At 63.4% G+C, this 19,037-nt stretch carries 20 protein-coding genes; 6 read left to right on the top strand and 14 right to left on the bottom strand.

All coding sequences use genetic code 11. The features are described 5' to 3' along the window. Nucleotides 1–41: 41 nt before the first annotated feature. The 3 genes from ABDZ98_RS08025 to ABDZ98_RS08015 form a co-directional block, all read right to left on the bottom strand. Nucleotides 42–1,298: a hypothetical protein gene (locus ABDZ98_RS08025; protein ID WP_160589783.1), complete on the bottom strand. Its 1,257-nt coding sequence runs from the start codon at nt 1,296–1,298 to the stop codon at nt 42–44. An 85-nt stretch (nt 1,299–1,383) separates the two neighbouring features. Further along, nucleotides 1,384–1,908 (bottom strand): GNAT family N-acetyltransferase, encoded by a 525-nt coding sequence (locus ABDZ98_RS08020; RefSeq protein WP_160589784.1) that lies wholly within the window; start codon nt 1,906–1,908, stop codon nt 1,384–1,386. A 117-nt stretch (nt 1,909–2,025) separates the two neighbouring features. Beyond that, on the bottom strand, nt 2,026–2,829 hold the full coding sequence (locus tag ABDZ98_RS08015; protein WP_160589785.1) for a LysR family transcriptional regulator: 804 nt from the start codon (nt 2,827–2,829) through the stop codon (nt 2,026–2,028). 113 nt (nt 2,830–2,942) lie between these two features. Between ABDZ98_RS08015 and ABDZ98_RS08010 the strand changes: the two genes are divergently transcribed. Continuing rightward, entirely contained in the window at nt 2,943–5,567 is a 2,625-nt protein-coding gene (locus ABDZ98_RS08010) for a M14 family metallopeptidase (protein ID WP_160589786.1), read from the top strand. A gap of 77 nt (nt 5,568–5,644) precedes the next feature. Here ABDZ98_RS08010 and apaG read toward each other — a convergent pair whose 3' ends face one another. The 4 genes from apaG to ABDZ98_RS07990 form a co-directional block, all read right to left on the bottom strand. After that, a complete protein-coding gene (gene apaG / locus ABDZ98_RS08005; protein WP_160590231.1) occupies nt 5,645–6,043 on the bottom strand; it encodes a Co2+/Mg2+ efflux protein ApaG in 399 nt (132 codons plus the stop codon). A gap of 65 nt (nt 6,044–6,108) precedes the next feature. After that, nucleotides 6,109–7,470, bottom strand: a complete 1,362-nt coding sequence (locus ABDZ98_RS08000) for a PAS domain S-box protein (RefSeq protein WP_337190146.1) — start codon at nt 7,468–7,470, stop codon at nt 6,109–6,111. A gap of 90 nt (nt 7,471–7,560) precedes the next feature. Beyond that, nucleotides 7,561–8,766, bottom strand: a complete 1,206-nt coding sequence (locus ABDZ98_RS07995; protein ID WP_160589787.1) for a trans-sulfuration enzyme family protein — start codon at nt 8,764–8,766, stop codon at nt 7,561–7,563. A gap of 45 nt (nt 8,767–8,811) precedes the next feature. Continuing rightward, nucleotides 8,812–9,084 carry a hypothetical protein gene (locus tag ABDZ98_RS07990; RefSeq protein WP_160589788.1) on the bottom strand — a complete coding sequence of 91 codons (273 nt, stop codon included), beginning with the start codon at nt 9,082–9,084 and terminating at the stop codon, nt 8,812–8,814. Nucleotides 9,085–9,173: 89 nt separating this feature from the next. Between ABDZ98_RS07990 and ABDZ98_RS07985 the strand changes: the two genes are divergently transcribed. Beyond that, a complete protein-coding gene (locus ABDZ98_RS07985; RefSeq protein ID WP_160589789.1) occupies nt 9,174–10,448 on the top strand; it encodes a glycosyltransferase family 39 protein in 1,275 nt (424 codons plus the stop codon). A gap of 89 nt (nt 10,449–10,537) precedes the next feature. Here the strand turns inward: ABDZ98_RS07985 and ABDZ98_RS07980 are convergent, their stop codons facing one another. The 4 genes from ABDZ98_RS07980 to recO form a co-directional block, all read right to left on the bottom strand. Beyond that, nucleotides 10,538–10,720 carry a PLD nuclease N-terminal domain-containing protein gene (locus ABDZ98_RS07980; RefSeq protein ID WP_160589790.1) on the bottom strand — a complete coding sequence of 61 codons (183 nt, stop codon included), beginning with the start codon at nt 10,718–10,720 and terminating at the stop codon, nt 10,538–10,540. 85 nt (nt 10,721–10,805) lie between these two features. Next, on the bottom strand, nt 10,806–11,957 hold the full coding sequence (locus tag ABDZ98_RS07975; protein WP_160589791.1) for a glycosyltransferase family 2 protein: 1,152 nt from the start codon (nt 11,955–11,957) through the stop codon (nt 10,806–10,808). Nucleotides 11,958–12,001: 44 nt separating this feature from the next. Then, a complete protein-coding gene (leuB, locus tag ABDZ98_RS07970) occupies nt 12,002–13,060 on the bottom strand; it encodes a 3-isopropylmalate dehydrogenase (protein WP_160589792.1) in 1,059 nt (352 codons plus the stop codon). Between the two features lie 10 nt (nt 13,061–13,070). Beyond that, nucleotides 13,071–13,673 (bottom strand): DNA repair protein RecO, encoded by a 603-nt coding sequence (gene recO, locus ABDZ98_RS07965; protein ID WP_160589793.1) that lies wholly within the window; start codon nt 13,671–13,673, stop codon nt 13,071–13,073. A 124-nt stretch (nt 13,674–13,797) separates the two neighbouring features. Here recO and ABDZ98_RS07960 point away from each other — a divergent pair, with 124 nt between their 5' ends. Further along, the gene (locus ABDZ98_RS07960; protein ID WP_160589794.1) at nt 13,798–14,208 is read left to right on the top strand and encodes a hypothetical protein; all 411 of its coding nucleotides are present in this window, start codon (nt 13,798–13,800) and stop codon (nt 14,206–14,208) included. 63 nt (nt 14,209–14,271) lie between these two features. Here ABDZ98_RS07960 and ABDZ98_RS07955 read toward each other — a convergent pair whose 3' ends face one another. The 3 genes from ABDZ98_RS07955 to ABDZ98_RS07945 form a co-directional block, all read right to left on the bottom strand. Then, entirely contained in the window at nt 14,272–14,520 is a 249-nt protein-coding gene (locus tag ABDZ98_RS07955; protein WP_160589795.1) for an accessory factor UbiK family protein, read from the bottom strand. 39 nt (nt 14,521–14,559) lie between these two features. Continuing rightward, nucleotides 14,560–15,114, bottom strand: coding sequence for a TspO/MBR family protein (locus tag ABDZ98_RS07950; RefSeq protein WP_160589796.1), 555 nt, complete (start codon nt 15,112–15,114; stop codon nt 14,560–14,562). Nucleotides 15,115–15,226: 112 nt separating this feature from the next. Further along, a complete protein-coding gene (locus ABDZ98_RS07945) occupies nt 15,227–15,997 on the bottom strand; it encodes a TlyA family RNA methyltransferase (RefSeq protein ID WP_160589797.1) in 771 nt (256 codons plus the stop codon). Between the two features lie 103 nt (nt 15,998–16,100). On the opposite strand from ABDZ98_RS07945, the gene ABDZ98_RS07940 reads away from it, so the two are divergent. From ABDZ98_RS07940 to ABDZ98_RS07930, 3 genes are all read left to right on the top strand, one after another. Further along, nucleotides 16,101–16,625 (top strand): hypothetical protein, encoded by a 525-nt coding sequence (locus tag ABDZ98_RS07940; RefSeq protein WP_160589798.1) that lies wholly within the window; start codon nt 16,101–16,103, stop codon nt 16,623–16,625. After that, nucleotides 16,622–17,200, top strand: a complete 579-nt coding sequence (locus tag ABDZ98_RS07935; protein ID WP_343806471.1) for a hypothetical protein — start codon at nt 16,622–16,624, stop codon at nt 17,198–17,200. Before ABDZ98_RS07940 ends, ABDZ98_RS07935 begins: the two co-directional genes overlap by 4 nt. A 729-nt stretch (nt 17,201–17,929) precedes the next feature. Continuing rightward, nucleotides 17,930–19,036, top strand: a complete 1,107-nt coding sequence (locus tag ABDZ98_RS07930; RefSeq protein ID WP_160589800.1) for a branched-chain amino acid aminotransferase — start codon at nt 17,930–17,932, stop codon at nt 19,034–19,036. Nucleotide 19,037: the final 1 nt, after the last annotated feature.

Raw genomic sequence — 19,037 nt, 5'->3', positions numbered from 1 at the left:
AGGCCCGGTCATGCCGAGGTCCGGGATCAGAGGCTGCGCAATCAGTCTGCCGGTGCAGGCCTGAATGTCGGCGGGCCGCCATCATAGTTCTCGTCGCCTTCAAAACCGTCATCGACAGGTTGCAGGCCTTCGACCACCTCGATCTCGAACGCACCGCCCGAACCGATGGAGCTGGCGTGCAGGCGCAGCCGTTCCAGCCAGCCCGGCTCATCCGCCAGCGGGCCAAGATCGATCGCGATGCGCGAATTGAGGCCTTCTCCGCCATCGTCGTCGCTCATCAGGCTGGCAAAGCCGATCGGCGTCTCCAGCCCCAGTTCGAGGTAGGCATCGACATTGCTGCCAAAGTCATCCTCCGCAAACAGCGGCGTGGTCATGTTGAAGGTCACCTCTCCGCTGCCCGAGCGGATGGCGGCGATGGCTTCCTCGGTCAGCTGGTAGGTGATCTGCGAGGGATCGATCGAACCGTTCTCATACCCCTCTCCCAGCGTACCGGACAGGCGCTCGCCCAGCCCGATCGCCTGCTGCGGCGATTGCAGGACGGGGAAACTCGCCGCGGCAACGCGCAAGGTGTATTCGCCAGACGTGCCTTCGAATGGTTCGGCCTTGATCGTATAGGTGCCGCTTTCGGGCAGGACGAAACGCAGCAGCGCGTTCAGCCCTTCCCCGCCATCGTCATTGCTGGCCAGCGGCTCGCCATCGGCCGTGCTGCCCTGAAAGATCGACAGCGTGGGATCGATCAGCTCATCATTGGCGATCATCGCCACTTCCAGCAGCTGGCCTTCCTCACCGTGGATGGTGAACAGGTGGCTGGTCCCTTCGGACAGCGTGTCCCGCGTGGTGGAATCGAAGCTCACCGCGCGGGTGGGCGCGGGGCGATAGGCGGAGGGGCGCAATTGCAGCTCAAACCTGCCGGTGGTCTCCTCTCCGGAGAAGAAGGCATAGGAACTGACCATGATTTCAATCTGCTGGCCTTCCTGCGAGAAGATGCGCGCGCGTGAGGCCAGGCCTTCGCCGCCATCGTCATCTTCGGCCAGCACTTCGCCGCTGGCGACATCGGTGACGGTCAGCATCGGATCAAGGTCCGACCCTGCTGCCGGGATCACATCGATCAGCAGCGATGTCATGGGCGCGATGGTATAGCGGTATCGCACAGGGGTGGTGCCCACCTCATCGGTAAAGATGCGCACTTCGCTGGCTGCGTCATCCAGATTGCGAACATCTTGTGCCGATGCACAAACGGGCGCGAGGATAGCCGCCGCGCCGGCCAGAAGTGCAGCCTTGCCAATCCTGAAAACCATGTAATTCCCCCTTCAGATCATTGCCCGCGCGGGCAATCACCCACAGGCACCATATTGTGCCTAGCAGGTCAAAGATTAATCGGGCCTAGAGGCTCCATTCATCTTCCAGCAGGCCCCATAGCCACGTGTCGCACCAGCCCAGATGCGTCTTCATCGCATCGCGCAGATGCGCCTCGCGGGTGAAGCCCAGCCCCTCCAGCAAACGGTTGGAGGGAATATTGCGCGGGTCGACATCGCCAAAGATGCGGTGGACGCCGTCAACCCGGAACAGATGGGTGATCAGCGCGGTCAGGCATTCACGGGCAATGCCCTGCCGTTCATGCCCCGGCACGATCATGTAGCCGATTTCCGATATTTCCCGTCCCGCCTCGCTGGCTATCACGCGCAGCACCGGATCGCCGCCGGCATGGGGCACCGCCACCCATGTGCGCCCGCCCCAGCCGCGATCGAACAACCAGCTGCGCAAATCGTTGACATTGTCGAACGGACCGCGGCTCCAGTACCGCATCAGATCGGGATCGCTGTAGGACTTGAACAGCACGTGCTCATCGCCCGGCTGCAATGGCCGCATGGTGAAGCGGGTGGTGGTGAGGGTCGGCACGGTTTCCATTGTGGAGAGCGATAAACGCTCACGCAGCGACCGCAAGGCCGAACGGTCGCCCGCAGCGGGGGCAGCCTGCCTGCCCGTCCAGTCACAGGATGGACGCGCGGATGCGCGGGCGAACACCTATTGAGTCAGATGCTCGACGAGCGCCTTGACCTTCTTCTGCCGCCATTGCGGGCGCGGGGCGATCAGCCAGTATGCGCGGCGGCAATCTTCTTCTTCGGCCAGCTTGATGAGGCGGCCATTCTCCAGCGCCTCCGCCACCAGGGGGAAAGGCATGATCGTGCGGCCAAGGCCCGCCAGTGCGGAGGACAGCGCCTGTCCGGCATTGCCCACCTGCAACAATGCATCGGTGCCTTCGGGCGCGGGGAAAGCGGGCCAGCTGATCCAGCCATCGGCGGCACCTGAAGCGATGGCACCGGGCGCGGCCACAGTCACGCGGCGTCCGGGGGCCAGTTGCACGCCTTCCAGCTCTCCCGGTCCCTCCACCAGCCGAATGGCGACATCGAGGTTGGCCTCGGTAAAGTCGGCATCCTCATCGGCGATCAGCTGATATCGCACTTCGGGGTTGTTCTGGCGGAAACTGGCAAGCCGCGTGGCCAGCCACTGGGAATAGAATTCGCGCGGCACGGCGATAGTATAGTTGGAACTGGACTGGCCAGACTGCATCGCCTGCACGCTTTCCTCAAAGCGCAGGAAGCCTTCGCGCAAGGGATCAAGCCCGCTGACCGCTTCATCGGTCAGTTCCAGCCCCTTTGACGTGCGCCGAAACAGCACCACGCCCAGCACATCTTCCAGCGCGCGGATCTGCTGGCCCACGGCGGCAGGCGTCACCGCCAGCTCATCCGCTGCACGGGTGAAACTCAGGTGCCGCGCGGCGGCATCGAATACGCGCAAGGCGTTGAGGGGCAGATGGGTGCGCTTCATGGGAAGCCGCGCTGTAATGCGGCGGACCTGCGGGGGCAAGCGCAACAGAGCTTGACCGATTGCACCTGAAACTACAGGAAGCAGCCAACCGTCCTTTCCTGCCGGAGCATATCATGAAGCGCCTGCTTGCTGCCTTCTCCCTTTGCATACTTGCCCTTGCCGGCCTTGCTGCCAATCCGGCGCAGGCACAGAGCTTGCTGGAAGGGCGCTTTGCGGATGATGTTCCGACGCTGGAACAGGTGGTGGGCCACGCCACCGGCACGCGCATCAGCTCTCCCGAAGAGGCGCTGAGCTATTTGCGGGCGCTGGAACAGGCTGCACCGGACCGGTTCCGTCTGGTCCAGTATGCCACCAGCTGGGAAGGTCGCCCGCTGGTTTATGCGGTGGTCACATCAGCCGCCAACATGGCCCGCATCGATGCGGTACGCGCCGATCTGTCGCAGCTGGCCAATGGCACCTCCCCGCAGGCGCTGTCGAATATCCTGCCGGTAACGTGGCTGTCCTATGGCGTGCACGGGGACGAGATTTCCTCCACCGATGCCGCGCTGGTGCTGGCCTATCACCTGCTGGCCGCACAGGGTGATGAGATGGTCGATACCATCATGGGCAATTCGGTGGTGATCATCGATCCCAGCCAGAACCCCGACGGGCGCGGCCGCTTCGTCAACAAGTACCGCGAGCAGCTGGGCATTCAGCCCTTCGCCGATCGCTATACGGCGGGCCATGACCAGCCCTGGCCGGGCGGCCGTTTCAACCACTACCTGTTCGACCTCAACCGTGACTGGTTTGCGCTGACCCAGCCCGAAACGCGCGGCAAGATCACCGCCGTGCGCGAATGGCAGCCGGTGGTGCTGGTGGATGCGCATGAGATGGGCGGCGATTCGTCCTATTTCTTCCCGCCATCCGCCGATCCCTTCAATCCCAATGTCACGCAGGGCCAGCGCGCCAAGCAGGTGCTGCTGGGCCGCAATGTGGCCGCTGCAATGGATGGGCTGGGACAGACCTATTACACGCGCGAGGTCTTTGACCTGTTCTATCCAGGCTATGGTGACACATGGCCCACGCTGAACGGTTCGATCGCCATGACTTACGAGCAATCCAGCGCGCGCGGGCAGGTGTGGGAACGCACGGACGGGTCCATGCTGACCTATGCCGACGGGGTGCGCAATCACTTCATCACCACGCTGGCAACGGCGGAAACGGTGGCGCGCAATGCCGACATGTTCCTGAACGATTATGCCGACTATCGCCGCAGCGCGATCGGCGGCGCGGCGGGCACGGGCCACTATGTGATCGATCTGGCGCAGCGACGGTGGAACGGTGAACAGCTCGCCCGGCGGCTGGCGTTTCAGGGAATTGCCGTGCGCCGCATCGAAGGCCCGGCCAGCGCCTGCGGGGTCAATTATCCGCGCGGCTATCTGGCGGTTGATCGCCGGCAGGGCGCGGCGCGGCTGATCCGCAGCCTGCTCGATGCCAATACCGATTTGCCGGCGGACTTCGTTTCCGAACAGGAATCGCGCCGCAACCGCGATCTGGAGCATGAGCTGTATGACACCACGGCGTGGAGCGTGGGCATGATGTCCGGTCTCGACGTCGCGCTGTGCAACACCGTGGCGGGCGGGACCGCCATCACCGCAGAGGACCCGCTGCCATCGATGGCGGCGGACGCGGGCGCCTTCGGGCTGGCCGTGCCGTGGACCGACAGCGGCCAGGTCAGGCTGGTGGCGCAAGCGCTGGCTGCCGGGCTGGAGGGCCGCTCCACCGATGCCGCATTCACCATTGGCGCGCGCGAATTCCCGCGCGGCACGGTGGTGTTCTCCCGCGCCGACAACCCGGACACCATCGGCGATCTGACCTCGCTCGCCCGCCAGATCGGCGCGGAAGTGGTGGCGCTGGACAATGGCTGGGTGGATGACGGGCCAAACCTTGGCTCGGACCATTTCGTGCGCCTCGCCATGCCCAAGGTGGCGATGGTGTGGGATGACGGCGTCAACCCGACATCGGCCGGCTCTGCGCGCTATACGCTGGAGCAGCGGCTGGGCATTCCCGTCGCCCCGATCCGCTCCGGCACCCTGCCCGTGGCCGATCTGGCGCGCTATGACGTGCTGATCGTGCCGGAAACAGAAGGCAGCCTGGATGAAGCCGCACGCGGCGCAATCGCCACCTATGCCCGCGAAGGCGGCGTGGTGGTGGTGCTGGGCAATGCCATGCTCGGCTTCACCGGCAGCGAGAATGCGCTGTTCGCCACCGCGCGCGAAACCGTGCTGGGCGGAGAGCCTTCCAAGGAGGAGGAAAACCCCGCAACGATGGTGGCGGGTGAAGCCATCGCAGACGAGGCCGCCTATCGCGCGGCCATAGCCGACAACGCCCGCCGGCCCGATACGCTGCCCGGCGCGCTGCTCCACACCGCCATCGATTCCGACAATTTCCTGTCCGCCGGATATGACGATGCCGCGCCGGTGGTATTTGCATCGGGCGATCTGGTGTTTGCCCCGCTCAACCGCGACGATGGCATGAATGTGGTGCGCTTTGCTGCCGCCGATAGCCTGCTGGCGAGCGGTTATGTGTGGGACGAAAACCGCCGCCAGATGGCCTTCAAGCCGTTCCTGATGGCGCAGGGTGCGGGCAGCGGGCTGGCCATCGGCTTCACCCATGATCCCACCGTGCGCGGATATCTGGACGGGCTGGACCTGCTGCTGGCCAATGCGGTGATTGTGGCGCCCGCGCGGGTACGCTGAGCCAGTTTGACCGGACCTGAGCTGAGTTGGGCTGAGTTGGGCGGAGTCAGGCTAAGCCTGGCTTGGCCTGACCCAGGTCAGATCGTCTCTGCCGGAGCGGACAGCGGGAAGAAGGGGATCGCCACTTCGAACAGGGTGCCGTCGCTTTGCGCAAAGGTGAAATGGCCTTCCATCGCGCCGTAATTGGTGGTGAGTTCGCAGCCGGACACGTAATCATGCGTCTGGCCGGGAGCCAGAATCGGCGTTTCGCCAACCACACCCTCACCATCGACCACATTCACCATTCCGCGCGAATCGGTGATGCGCCAGTGGCGTGTGCGCAGCTGCACCGTGTCTTCCCGGTTGTTCTCCAGCCGGATATGGTAGACCCAGAACCACCGCCCGGCCTCCACGCGCGATTGCTCGGGCATGAAGTTTACCGACACGCGCACCGTCACGCCGGCCGTGATGGCGACATGCTGGAACAGCAGGTTCATGGCGTCTTTGATCTTCATGAGTCGGGAGCGTAACGGGTTTGACGCCCGCGGCAAGGGGCCAGCACTCAATTCGTCGCAGCCGATTGCGAAAGTCCTGCCCTGATCATCGCCAGCGGTGCCTTGAGCGACCAGCTGATCCCGCTGCTGGCATAGTCAATGCCCGCCTCCCCGCCAAAGAACCGCCGTGGCACCTCGGCAATCAGCGTGCTGCCAAAGCCGGTCTGCTCGGGAGCGGTAACCTGCGGGCCGCCGGATTCGGTCCAGTGCATGGAGAAAAGCCCGCCCTCTTCGTCCACTTCCCAGCCGATCGACACCTGCCCGCCACCCGCCGACAAGGCGCCATATTTGAGCGAGTTGGTGGCCAGTTCATGCAGTGCCATGCCGATGATCTCCGCCGCGCGGGGGTTGAGCGGAAATTCCGATCCGCTGATGGTGATCTCACCGGGAGCATCCATCACGAATGCCAGTTGCAGGCGCGCCAGCTCTTCCACCGGAACTTCCCGCCATTCGCGCCGCACCAATATGTCCTGATTCACCGCCAGACTGCGTATCCGGTCCTGAAAGCGGGCGATGAAGCCGTCATTATCCTTCACGCTGCGGCGGATCAGCGCCTGGATTGTGGACAGCATGTTCTTGGAACGGTGGTTCACTTCCATCAGCAACAGGCGGATCTGCTCTGCCTGTTCGCGCTGCTCGGTAATGTCCGTATTGGTGCCGAACCACCAGATGATATTGCCGTGTTCTTCCCTGATCGGCTTGGCGCGGCTGAGGAACCAGCGATACTCGCCTTCCTTCGATCGCAGCGGGAAGGTATCCTCCCACTCCTCACCGCTTTCGAAGCAGGATTTGATATGCTCGCGCACGCGGTCCACGTGATCGGGGTGATGCACCTTGGTCCAGCCCCAGCCGCGCATATCCTCAAGCGTGGTGCCGGTGTAATCGTACCAGCGCTTGTTGTACCAGATGATGTTGCCACTGGGCTCGGCGATCCAGGCAAAAGGGGCGATATTGTCCGCCAGCATGTGGAAGCGCGCCTCGCTCTGACGCAACCGCCGCTCGCGCTCCAGAACCTGCGTTGCATCTCGGGCGATCTTGCTCGCCCCGACAACATTGCCGTCCTTGTCATGCACAGGCGAGACGGTGACCGAAACATCGATCAGCCTGCCCGACTTGTGCCGACGCTTGGTGAAGAACTGGCCCACGCGTTCGCCTGCGCGGATGCGGGTGAGGATATTCACTTCCTCGTCCAGCCTGTCATCCGGCAGCAATTGCACGATCGACTGGCCGACCATCTCTGCTTCGGAATAGCCGAACAGGCGCACCGCAGCAGGGTTCCATGACAACACCGTGCCATTGACGTCCTTGGCCACGATCGCGTCATCGGTCGATTCGACCAGTGCCGCGTAGAAATCCGAAATTTCAGCCACGTGCCATGCGTCCCAGCCCGTATGTTATTTTCCAGCGATCACAGATATATGAGGCTGTGACGCAAGGGAATTCAAATTGTTGACGGTGGGTTACAGCCCGGCCTTGCCCAGTGCCTGATCCAGATCCTCGATCACGTCGAGGGGGTCTTCCAGCCCGACATTGATGCGCAGCATGCCTTCGAACACGCCCATCGCATCGCGGCCCTCCTCGCCCATGTTGGCGTGGGTGGTGCTGGCGGGGTGGCACATCAGCGATTTGGAATCGCCGATATTGTTGGAGATATCGACCAGTTCCAGCGCATCCAGAATGGCGTGCGCCTGCGCCCTGCCATCGACCACGAAGCTGAAGATCGGGCCGAAATTGTCCATCTGCCTGGTCGCCAGATCGTGCTGCGGATGGCTGGGCAGGCCGGGGTGGAGCATGGTCGGCACGCGGCCTTCGATGGCGCGGGCCACTTGCAGCGCGTTCTCGCTCTGCCGTTGGGCCCGCAGGTCGAGCGTTTCCAGACCCTTCATCACCACCCATGCGTTGAAGGGTGAGCAATTGGGGCCGGTGTTGCGCTGGAACGGCAGCAGCACGTCATTGATCCACTGCGCGCTTCCGCACACGGCCCCGGCCAGCACGCGCCCCTGCCCGTCCATCAGCTTGGTGGCGGAATAGGCGACGACATCGGCGCCAAATTCCATCGGTCGCTGCAAGGCGGCGGTGGCAAAGGCATTATCCACCACGCTGGTGATGCCATGCGCGCGGGCCAGACCGCAGATGAACGCCAGATCGGCAATATCCATCGTCGGATTGGCCGGAGTCTCAAAGAAGAACACCTTGGTATTCGGCCTGATCGCGGCTTCCCATGCGGAATTGTCGCGCGCATCCACAATGGTGGTCTCGATCCCGAATTTGGGCAGCAGAGTGTCCACCAGCCAGCGGCACGAACCAAAGGCGGCGCGCCCGGCGACAACGTGGTCGCCTGCGGAAAGCTGGCACAGCAGGGCTGTGGTCATGGCGGCCATGCCGGTGGCCTGCATGCGGCATGCCTCGGCCCCTTCCAGCGAAGCGATACGCTCCTCGCACATCGCCACGGTGGGGTTCTGCAGGCGCGAATAGGTCATGCCCTCGGCCTCACCCGCAAAGCGCGCGGCTACCGTGGCGGCATCGTCATAGGTATAGCCGCTGGTGAGGAACAGCGCCTCGCTCGTCTCGCCCTGTTCGCTGCGCCATGTGCCCGCACGCACGGCGCGCGTGGCCGGGCGCCAGTTGGAAGTGATGGAGCGATCTGTGCCGGTGGTCTTTTTCATGGGTTGCGCGTTTAGTGGCACTGCGCGCGGCGGGCAAGCGTGCTCCTATGTCTCGCCCTGACGCAACCACTTGAGCGCACCCACCTCCAGCCCCTTGAACTTGGGCCAGCCATCGCGGTCATCGGCCAGAGGGGCCAGCAGCAGCGGAGCGTCATCGGGCAATTGCCACTTGGCCCGGTGATAGAGCTTTGAACGGGTAAGGTCGGATCGAACCAGCCACATGCCATCAGCTAGCGCCTGCGCATCGCCGTGAAAATCAAAGCCGGACGGCAGGCCTTCGGGATTATCGAACCACAACAGGTAAAGATTATCAGTCATATGCTTAAAAAGGCACGGTAAGGCGTGAAGTTCCAAGGCCGGTTGATCGGCGTTTGTGTTGGGCTGCGGGAATGCTATCGCCAGCGGTGATGAGCGAAGCGCCCCCGCATCCCGTTGATCCGATCCGCTGGAACATCGCGCTAGCGGCGCTGTTTGCGGGGTTGTGCGCAGTGCGGCTGACCCTGCCCTCCGCTCTGTTCTTTGATGAAGTGCATTACCTGCCTGCCGTGCGCAATCTGCTGGATTTGTCCACCGCCACCAATCTGGAACACCCGCCGCTGGGCAAGCAGATGATCGCACTGGGCGTGCTGGTGTTTGGCGACAATACGCTCGGCTGGCGGATCATGTCGCTGATATTTGGCACGCTGGCGGTGTTTGCCGGGATGCGCGCCATGTGGTTCGCCAGCGCCACCCGGGCAGCCAGCGTGCTGACAGGCTTCTTCCTGATCACCGGCTTTCCGCTGCTGGTGCAGGCGCGCATTGCCATGCTCGATATCTTCATGGCGGGCTTCATGCTGCTGGCGCTGTGGATGTGCGCGGGCGCGGTGCGAGAGCATGAGACCGCGCGCTGGCGGCTGGCGATTGCCGGCGTTGCCCTGGGCGCGGCGATGGCCTGCAAGTGGAACGCCATTCCGCTAGCGATGATGCCCGGCCTCGCCTTCATCATCGCCCGCACATGGCAGGCAAAATGGCACTTTCTCACCAGCAATCGCGGCTGGCCGATTGGCGGCATGACCTTGTGGGAGGCGGCCATCTGGCTGGGGCTGGTGCCGCTCGCCATCTATGCGCTCAGCTACTGGCCGTTCCTGTTCTATGCCGAGGTTTCGGGCAATCCATCGGGCCTGATCGCGCTGCATGCGCAAATGCTCGACCTGCAGACGCAGGTGCTCAAGCCGCATCCCTATCAGAGCCAGTGGTGGCAATGGGCGAGCAACTGGCGGGCGATCTGGTATCTGTATGAACAGGCGGACGGAGCGCAGCGCGGCGTGCTGCTGATCGGCAATCCACTGTCATCGCTGCTGGCCCTGCCCGCGCTGGCGTGGTGTGCGTGGGCAGGATGGAAGGACGGGCGGCGGGACTGCATGGCGCTGGCACTGCTGTATGCGGTCAGCCTGGGCCTGTGGATCGTGGCCCCCAAGCCGGTGCAATTCTATTATCATTACCTGCTGCCGCACTGCTTTGGCATGGCGGCGCTGGCGCTGGCGACGCAGCGATTGTGGCAAAGGGGGGAGCGGCTTGCCCCTGCCGTCATCGTTGGCGGATCTGCCGCGCTGTTCGCGTGGTTCTACCCCATTCTCACCGCGGCCCCGCTGGACGGCGAGATGGCGTTCCTGCGCTGGGCGTGGTTGCCCGGCTGGCGCTGATCTTCAGCCCGGTAAATGCACTGCGCCGCAGCAGCGCGGGATGTCCCGCACCACTGCGGCGTTTGCAGCCTCAGGCTTGTTGTACGGCGTTAGACGACAGCGCGGCCGCCGCCCTTGGGGCCGACCAGCATCCAGGCGATGAAGCCCACCACCGGGAAGACGATGATACCCAGCGACCACAGCAGCTTGCCGACAACGGATTCGCCGCTGGTGACCACGTTGTAGATTGCGTAAATGTCCAGAAGAAGGACCAGAACACCAATGATTTCCATGACTTGCTCCTGACGGTTTGAGGCGTAGCCTTGCGCCCTTCATGTCCGTTGGAACGGATGGAAATCGTTTCTGGTTCCGAGAAACTTAGCGGAAGCGGCCCCACACGAACTTGCTGGACAGGGCATAATTCCACACCGATGCCAGCACCACGCCCACCAGCGCGGCGATCCACCAGCGGAAGCCATTGGCTTCCAGCATCGATGATACGGCCACATTGGCGAAGGCACCCACGGCGCAGGTGGCGCAGAATTTCAGCCAGCCATAGAACAGACCCTCTGGCCCCGACAGCTTCTGGTCGCGGTAGGTGAGCAGGTTGTTGAGCCAGAAATTGAACGTCATCGCCACGATCGTGGCCACCGCCGTTGCCAGGGTGAACCCTGTCAGACCGGTGCGGAAAAGCGATGCCAGCACGGCCATGTGGACGAACACGCCCAGCCCGCCCACGGTGCCGAACAGGGCAAAGCGCGTGGGGATGTAGCGCCCGAAATAGCGCTCATACAGTCCGGCGACGAAATCCAGGACCACGCCGTGATCCAGCTTGCTTTCACCTTCGAGGCGCTCGGCAAATTTCAAGGGGAATTCCTTTACTGTCAGCTGCGGCTTGGCCGTCGCCAGAATGTCGAGCATGATCTTGAAACCAATGCCGGAAAGATGTTGCGCCTGCTTGCGCAGCTGATCGGTGCGCAGCAGGAAGTATCCGCTCATCGCGTCGGTCAGTTCGGTGCCGGTCAGCTTGCGCGCCATGGCATTGGCAAAGCGACTGCCCTTTTCGCGGCCCGCGCTGGACAGGCCATCGGCATTGCCGCCCTCGGCAAAACGGCTGGCATAGGCGAGATCGGCCTCGCCCGATTTGACTGCGGCGAGCATGTCTTTCAGCAGCGCCGGATCGTGCTGGTGATCGGCGTCCATCACCGCCACGAAAGGCGCGGCAGTGGCGCACATCCCCTCGATCGCGGCGCTGGCAAGACCGCGCCGGCCAATGCGCTGGATCACGCGGATGCGCGGATCGCTCTGGCCGATGCGGCGTGCCTCTTCGGCGGTGCCATCGGTGGAATTGTCATCGACGAACACCGCTTCCCAGCCCGAAGGGCCAAGCGCGTCTTCCAGCCGCCGAACCATCGGGGCGATATTGCCCTTCTCGTTCAGGGTGGGCAGCACCACCGCGAGTTCGAGCGGCAGGGCAACTGGCGCGGTGCTTTGTGCAGCTGGGCGCAGATCTGTGTGCGTCATGTCCATGGGCCGGTGCGGTACATGGTTAATGCTAACAGATCGTTGACGGTTTACAGAAGATCAACGATCGCATCGCCGATTTCTGCAGTTCCGGCGCCGCCGCCAAGATCGGCACCCTTCACGCCTGCTTCCAGCGCCTTTGCCACTGCCGCCTCAACTTGCTGCGCCTGTGCCTCCAGCCCCAGCGAATGGCGCAGCAGCATCGCAAGGCTGAGGATCATGGCCATCGGATTGGCCTTGCCCGTGCCGGCAATATCAGGCGCGCTGCCGTGGATCGGTTCATACAGTCCGAAAGTGCCGAAGTCCGTCTGCGCTTCCCCCAGCGATGCGCTGGCGAGCAGGCCGATGGAGCCCACGCACATGCTCGCCTGGTCAGACAGGATGTCGCCAAACAGATTGCCCGTTACCACCACATCGAACTGGCCGGGATTGCGGACCAGCTGCATGGCGGCATTGTCGACATACATGTGGCTGAGTTCGACATCGGGATATTCGGCGGATGTCTCTATCACCACGTCGCGCCACAGCTGGCTGGTTTCCAGCACATTGGCCTTGTCCACGCTGCACAGACGCTTGTCGCGGCCCTGCGCGGCGCGGAACGCCACATGGGCGATGCGGCGCACCTCGTCCTCGGCATAGGACATGAAATCGAAGCCCTGACGGCGACCGTCATCCAGAGTGCGGATGGCCTTTTCGCCAAAATACACATCGCCATTGAGTTCGCGTACGATCAGCAGGTCGATCTCGCGCGCCACTTCAGGACGCAGGGCAGACATGTCCTCCAGCCCCGGAAACATGGTGGCGGGGCGCAGGTTGGCGAACAGCGTCAGCGCCTGGCGCAGGCCCAGAATGGCCTGTTCGGGGCGCAGGTGCCGCTCCAGATTGTCACACGAGGGATCACCCACGGCGCCAAACAATATGGCATCGGAGGCCTTGCACAGCGCCAGCGTCTCGGGCGGCAGGGGATGGCCATGCGCCTTGTAGGCAGCGCCGCCGACATCGGCGTCAGCGGTCTCGATATCGGGCAGATCCAGTGCCGCCAGCACCTTCTTGGCCTCTGCCATGATTTCCGGGCCGATACCGTCCCCGGCCAGACATGCGATCTTCATTTGGCGACTTTCATTCTATTATCCGTCCCAGCAATTCTCTCAAGCGAGCGCGCGCGGCCATAACATCGCCGCGCCTGTCGGCAAGCAGGTAGTGCTCCAGCGGGGCCGCCAAAGCGTCCATTTCCACCAGTAATTGCGGCAGGTCGCCTTCGGGACGGGTGGCCTCCCCGCCATAGCCCAGCTCGCGCAGCAGCAGCACCTCATAGCCGATCAGCGCACTGGTCCAGCCGCGCGCCGACGGTGCCTGGCAGATCGCATCGAGCAGCCCCCCCAGCGCCGAATGCAGCGGCGGGTAGGGCTGGCGTTCGGGCAGGGCGGTGGCGGTCAGCGCGCAGGTCCAGCCAATGGCGCTGGCGAGCAGCGGCTCCGTGATGAAAGGCCCGCGGCTGGCGATCAGTTCGGGTCTGGCAAAGGGCAGCTGACTTTCAGACCGGGCGGAGATCTGCACCTCCACCAGATTGCCGGGGATCATCACCGGGCGCAGCTGCCGCCCGCGCCCGCCCGCGACATAGGCCGCCACCAGCCCGTATTCCTCGGTCAGGAAACGCGCGACGACCGCAGTTTCCCCATGCTGGCGGGATGCGACGAGGATGGCGGGGGCGCGGATGTGCATAGGATCATGCATGTGCCGCTTTCGCGCCAGAGCTGCAAGGAGAGCGGCCCGCAAGGAGGTGGCATTTGTGCGCGGGGCTGTATTTCGATATTGTCGGGCCCATCCCTGGGGAGAGGAAAGCATCATGTTGAAGATTGCAGCCATGGCAGCAGCCGCGCTTGCCAGCGCGGGCCTTTCATCGCCGCTACAGGCGCAGGAGGGCGCGCTCAGCCCGGTGCAGCAGGAATTTTATGCCGAATTGCTGGCGATGGGCGATGTGTGCAGCGAATTGCCGCAGTTCCGCGTACACAAGGATGACCTGCAAGGCTGGGTCACCCAGAACCTTGCCAGTTCCTCCGAAGATACGCTCGACACCGTGCTGGACCTGCGCGCGGCAAAGATCGAAGCGATGCAGGCCGATACCCTGGCCGTGCGCGAGATGCCGCCCGGGGCGAGCCGGACACGCGCGGTGAGCGAGCATTATGCCGATGTTGTGGGGCGCTGCCTGCGCATGGCCCAGCATGACGAGGCCGGACGCTTCTTCCAGCGCAACTGAGCCATTTGCGGTGATTGGCGCCTGACGGACTGCACCATCAGGCACACCCTCAGGCCGCGCGGCCTATTTGGCCAGCTTTGCCTCAAGCGCGGCGATCTTCGCTTCGAGCACGTCGCATTTTTCGCGCGCGTTGGCGGCCATGTCCTTGACCGCGTCAAATTCCTCGCGGCTGACGAAATCCATGCCGCCCATGGCCTCCCTCATTTTCTCACGCGCAGTGTCGCGCGCCTCGCGGGTCATGCCCGCAAAGGTGCCGGCCGCGCTGTTGGCCAGTTTGACGAAGTCGGCGATGATCGGGTTTTCGCTTTGCATGGGACCTATCTGGTATTGTGATGCGCTCTTGGCAAGCTTTCACAACTCGAAACGTTGCACGGCGTTGCTTACCTCAATCTCGCTGGCATCGGGATTGGCGTCAAGAAACTGCCAGTTGAGCACGCTGGCAAACAACACCCACGCCAGATAGGGCAGCAGGATGATCCCGGCCGCCGGGCGTACTTTCCAGAACAGCCACACAGTCACTGCCAGCGCCACGTCCAGCGCGATCAGTACCGCCAGCGCCAGTGCAATGTCATGTTCCGCAAAGAAAATCGGCGACCACGCCAGATTGAGCGCGAATTGCACCACGAAGGCGAGGATCGCCAGCACGCGCATGCGGGCACCCCAAGCGGCGCAGACCATCGCCAGCGCAACGCCCATCATCAGGTAGAGGGTTGCCCAGACAATGCCGAATGTGGCGGGGGGCGGATAGATCGCGGGCTTTACCAGCGCATCGAACCACGGATTATTCGCCGCGCTTCCAGCCACTTGCCCGGACAGGAAACCCAGCAGCAGCACGGTTGGCACCAGAAACAGGGACCAGCGAAGCAGGCTGGCGCGCAATTGCGCGGGGGACGCGAGGCGGTTCATTGAAGCTCCTGCATGTCGGGCGGTTTCACGCCGCGAGAATCACGTAAGTCATTGTGACCGCACGGGGCTGTTGGCGCAAGCGGGCGAAAGGCCGCATTCCGGGTGCGAGCGGTCAATCTCCGCCTCTCTGCGCCGATATGAGGAATTCCACGTTGCCTTCGGTGCCCTTGATCGGGCTTTGGGTGATGCCCTGGATCCGCCAGCCTTCGCCTTCCAGCCATGCCTGCACCTCATCGCACACGCGCTGGTGCAGCGCCTCATCGCGCACGATGCCGCCCTTGCCCACCTCGCCGCGCTCCACTTCGAACTGCGGCTTGATCAGCGCCACCAGCTGGCATGTGGGCGCAGCCAGTTGCAGCGGCACTTCCAGCACCTTGCGCAGCGAAATGAACGATGCATCGCACACCACCCAGTTGCAGGACCGATTGATGATATCGGCGGTCAGCGCACGGGCATTGGTCTGTTCCAGCACGGTGATGCGGTCATCGCCGCGCAGCTTCCAGTCCAGCTGGTTGGTGCCGACATCCACCGCGAACACATGCTGTGCCCCGTGATGCAACAGCACCTGCGTGAACCCGCCGGTGGAGGAGCCGATATCCATTGCCACCGCGCCAGACGGATCGAGTCCGAAATGCTTGATCGCACCGTCCAGCTTGACCCCGCCGCGCCCGACCCAGGGATGATCGCGGCCCTTGAGGACAATCTCGGCATCCACCGGAACCTGCTGGCCCGGCTTGGCCACGCGCTGTTCCTTCACGAACACGAGGCCCGCCATCACCAGCGCCTGCGCGCGGGCGCGGCTATCCGCATGCCCCAGATCGACCAGCAGCTGATCGATCCTTTTCCTGGCGGTCTTGCCTGCTACGTTCTTGCCTGTGGCCATGGGAAGGGCGATAGGGGGCGATGCGCTCTCGCGCCAGATTTGAATTGTCATAATGATAAGGCAGATGGGCGCCATTTTGTTGAGACTGAAGGATTGCAGACCCATGCATTTACGCAGCATTTCGGCCCTTTTCATCGGCACGGCACTTCTGGCCGCCTGCTCCTCCGGTGAGGATGTGAGCGAGGAAGAAGTGCAGGCTCCCGAGCCTGTGCTCACCTCCACCCCTGTTGCCACCGCCGCGCCCGATGGCTCTCCGCTGGCCGAAGGACAATGGACGATTTCGGAAGATGCCAACGGGGCGAGCGCCAGCTTTGGCCCGGCGGGAAGCGATGCGCTGGTGGTGATCGCCTGCACCACCGCCAGCCGCGCGCTGAGCATGACGGTGGCGGGCAGTTCCGATGGCACGCAGCCTTATGTGATCGAAGCGGGCGGCACCGCCGCGCGGCTGGATATGGTCTCCACCGGCGGCACGCTGCCGATGATGCGCGCCGATATTGCGCGCGATGCACCGGTGTTCGGCGGCTTCGTGATGCCCGGCCAGGCCGTGTCCATCACCGCCCCCGATGGATCGATCCTGCGCCTGCCCACGGCACCCGGCATCCGCCGCGTGTTCGAGGCCTGCGCATGAGGCCAGTGCTGACACGCAGTCCTTTTTCGGCGGCGCTGGCGGGCCTTGCCTGCATGGCGCTGTCTGCCTGTATCCCGGCATCGAGCGAACAGGCACCCGCGCCCAGCCCGGCCCCCGCGCCAGTCAGCGCGCCGCCGCCCCCGCCTCCGACGATCTCGGTCGTGCCCATCCTGCCGCTGCCGGATGACTGGGCAGAGCAGCCGCGCACGGCGGGCGACTGGACCTATGTCCGGAATGAAGGCGGCTCCGGCGCGCGTTTCATCGATGACAGCGGCGCGACGTTGCTGGTGATCGGCTGTTACACAGACACCAGGCGGGTGCTGATCGGGCGCCCGGCGCAAGGCCTGCCCGAAGCACCCAGAATGGATATCCGCACGGAAACCGCGCAGCGTGCCGCCAATCTCACCCGCGGGCAGGACGGCGCGAGTGTGACCTGGGCATTTGAGGGCAGCGATCGCTTCCTTGACGCCATCGCCTTTTCACGCGGCCATTTTGCCGTGGGCGTGACAGGCGCGGCTCCGATCTATCCGCCAGCCTATCCCGAAATCACCCGCGTGATCGAGGATTGCCGATAGAATTTGTGCGAAGCAACAATTCTGACTGTGAAAAAGATTTTTACAAGTCTTGTTTTGTGGCCGGCAAAGATTCACAACTGCAATCAAGGCCAGCGGTTAACGCGGTCTTCGCCCACGGTGATACGGCCCGGTAAAACGGTTTGGGGTGTTGGCTTAATAGCGCGAAAGGAGGTGATCCGATGTCTCATGGTTCAGCAAGGGGGTCGGTACAGTTCCACACAAGGCATTATCGGTACTAGAAACATTACCGGTAGAGGCTTTGTGGGCGGCACTTCCGGCCGCTGACCATGAAAAGGGCGGTTCCTCGTTTCGCGAGGGCCGCCCTTCTCATTTGCGGTCTGTCAATTGAAAGGCGTTTTGCCTGTGGCCATCGCAATCACTGCGAGTGGGCGCAGCCCGCGCCAGACGCTATTTCTTCTGGCCGCCGTCCGCACCCGCCTTCTTGTCGGCGGCTTCCTTCCTGGCGGCTATGGCAGCGGCTTCCTTCTTGGCGATCGCTTCCTTGTCATTCTGGTCAGACATGCGTTCCTCCTCCACTTGAATCGGTTGGCTGGAAGACGGTCATACACTGTCGCTGCACACCTTGCATGCATGTCCACTTTCTATTCGCCACTTTGCCCGCTAGCAGTCGAACAGCAAGAATAGCGGTTTTTACGAAAATTTCAAAATCAGCTTCCAATTTGGAATAATTGGTCATATCTGACGCCTGATTTGTAAGGATTGATAATAATGGCGACTTTCGCGGATTCCCCCGCACTCGATTTTGCCCGTATCGAGCACCCTGCCCCGACCGATGCCGCCACCCGCGCGGCGGCGATCGCCGATCCCGGCTTTGGCAAGGTGTTTACCGATCACATGGTCTCTATCGACTGGGATGAGGGAACTGGCTGGCACAATGCCACGCTGTGCCCGCGCGGCCCCATCGCGCTCGATCCCGCGGCATCGGTGCTGCATTACGCGCAGGAAATCTTCGAAGGGATGAAGGCCTACCGCCTCGATGATGGATCGATGGCGCTGTTCCGGCCCGACCAGAACGCCCAGCGTTTCAACGATTCCGCGCGCCGGCTGGCGATGCCGGAAATTCCCGAAGAGCTGTTTATCGAAGCCGTGCGCCAGGTCGTTACCGCTGATGCCGACTGGTTCCCGCAGGTGGAAGGCGGATCGCTGTATATCCGCCCGTTCATGTTCGCCAATGAGCCATTCCTGGGCGTGCGCCCGGCCAAGCAGTACAAGTTCCTGGTGATCCTTTCCCCGGCTGGCAATTACTTCAAATCGGGCGCTCCGGCGGTCAGCATCTGGGTTTCGAGCGATTACACGCGCGCGGCGCCGGGCGGCACGGGTGCGGCCAAGTGCGGCGGCAATTATGCCGCCAGCCTTGTCCCGCAGGCCGAAGCCATCGCCAAGGGTCACGATCAGGTGGTGTTCCTGGATGCGGTGGAGCGCAAATGGATCGAGGAACTGGGCGGCATGAACCTGTTCTTCGTGTTCGATGACGGCAGCATCATCACGCCGCCGCTTTCCGGCACGATCCTGCCCGGCATCACCCGCAACAGCCTGCTGACGCTGGCGCGCGACGAAGGGCTGAACATCCGCGAGGAACGCTACAGTCTCGACCAGTGGCGCGAAGATGCGGGCAGCGGGCGGCTGACCGAAACCTTCGCCTGCGGCACCGCTGCGGTGGTCACGCCGGTGGGCAAGGTTGCGGGCAAGGATGGCGAGTTCACCATCGGCGGCGGCGGCCCTGGCCAGATGACCAGCAAATTGCGCGAACGGCTCGTGTCCATCCAGCGCGGCGGGGCGGCAGACCGCCACGGCTGGGTCATGCGGCTGGGCTGAT

The sequence above is a fragment of the Alteraurantiacibacter aestuarii genome, assembly GCF_039523595.1.
Classification (GTDB): Bacteria; Pseudomonadota; Alphaproteobacteria; order Sphingomonadales; family Sphingomonadaceae; genus Alteraurantiacibacter; species Alteraurantiacibacter aestuarii.
Note: the sequence above shows the minus strand (reverse complement) of the source record. Positions and strands in the feature narration are given on the sequence as shown.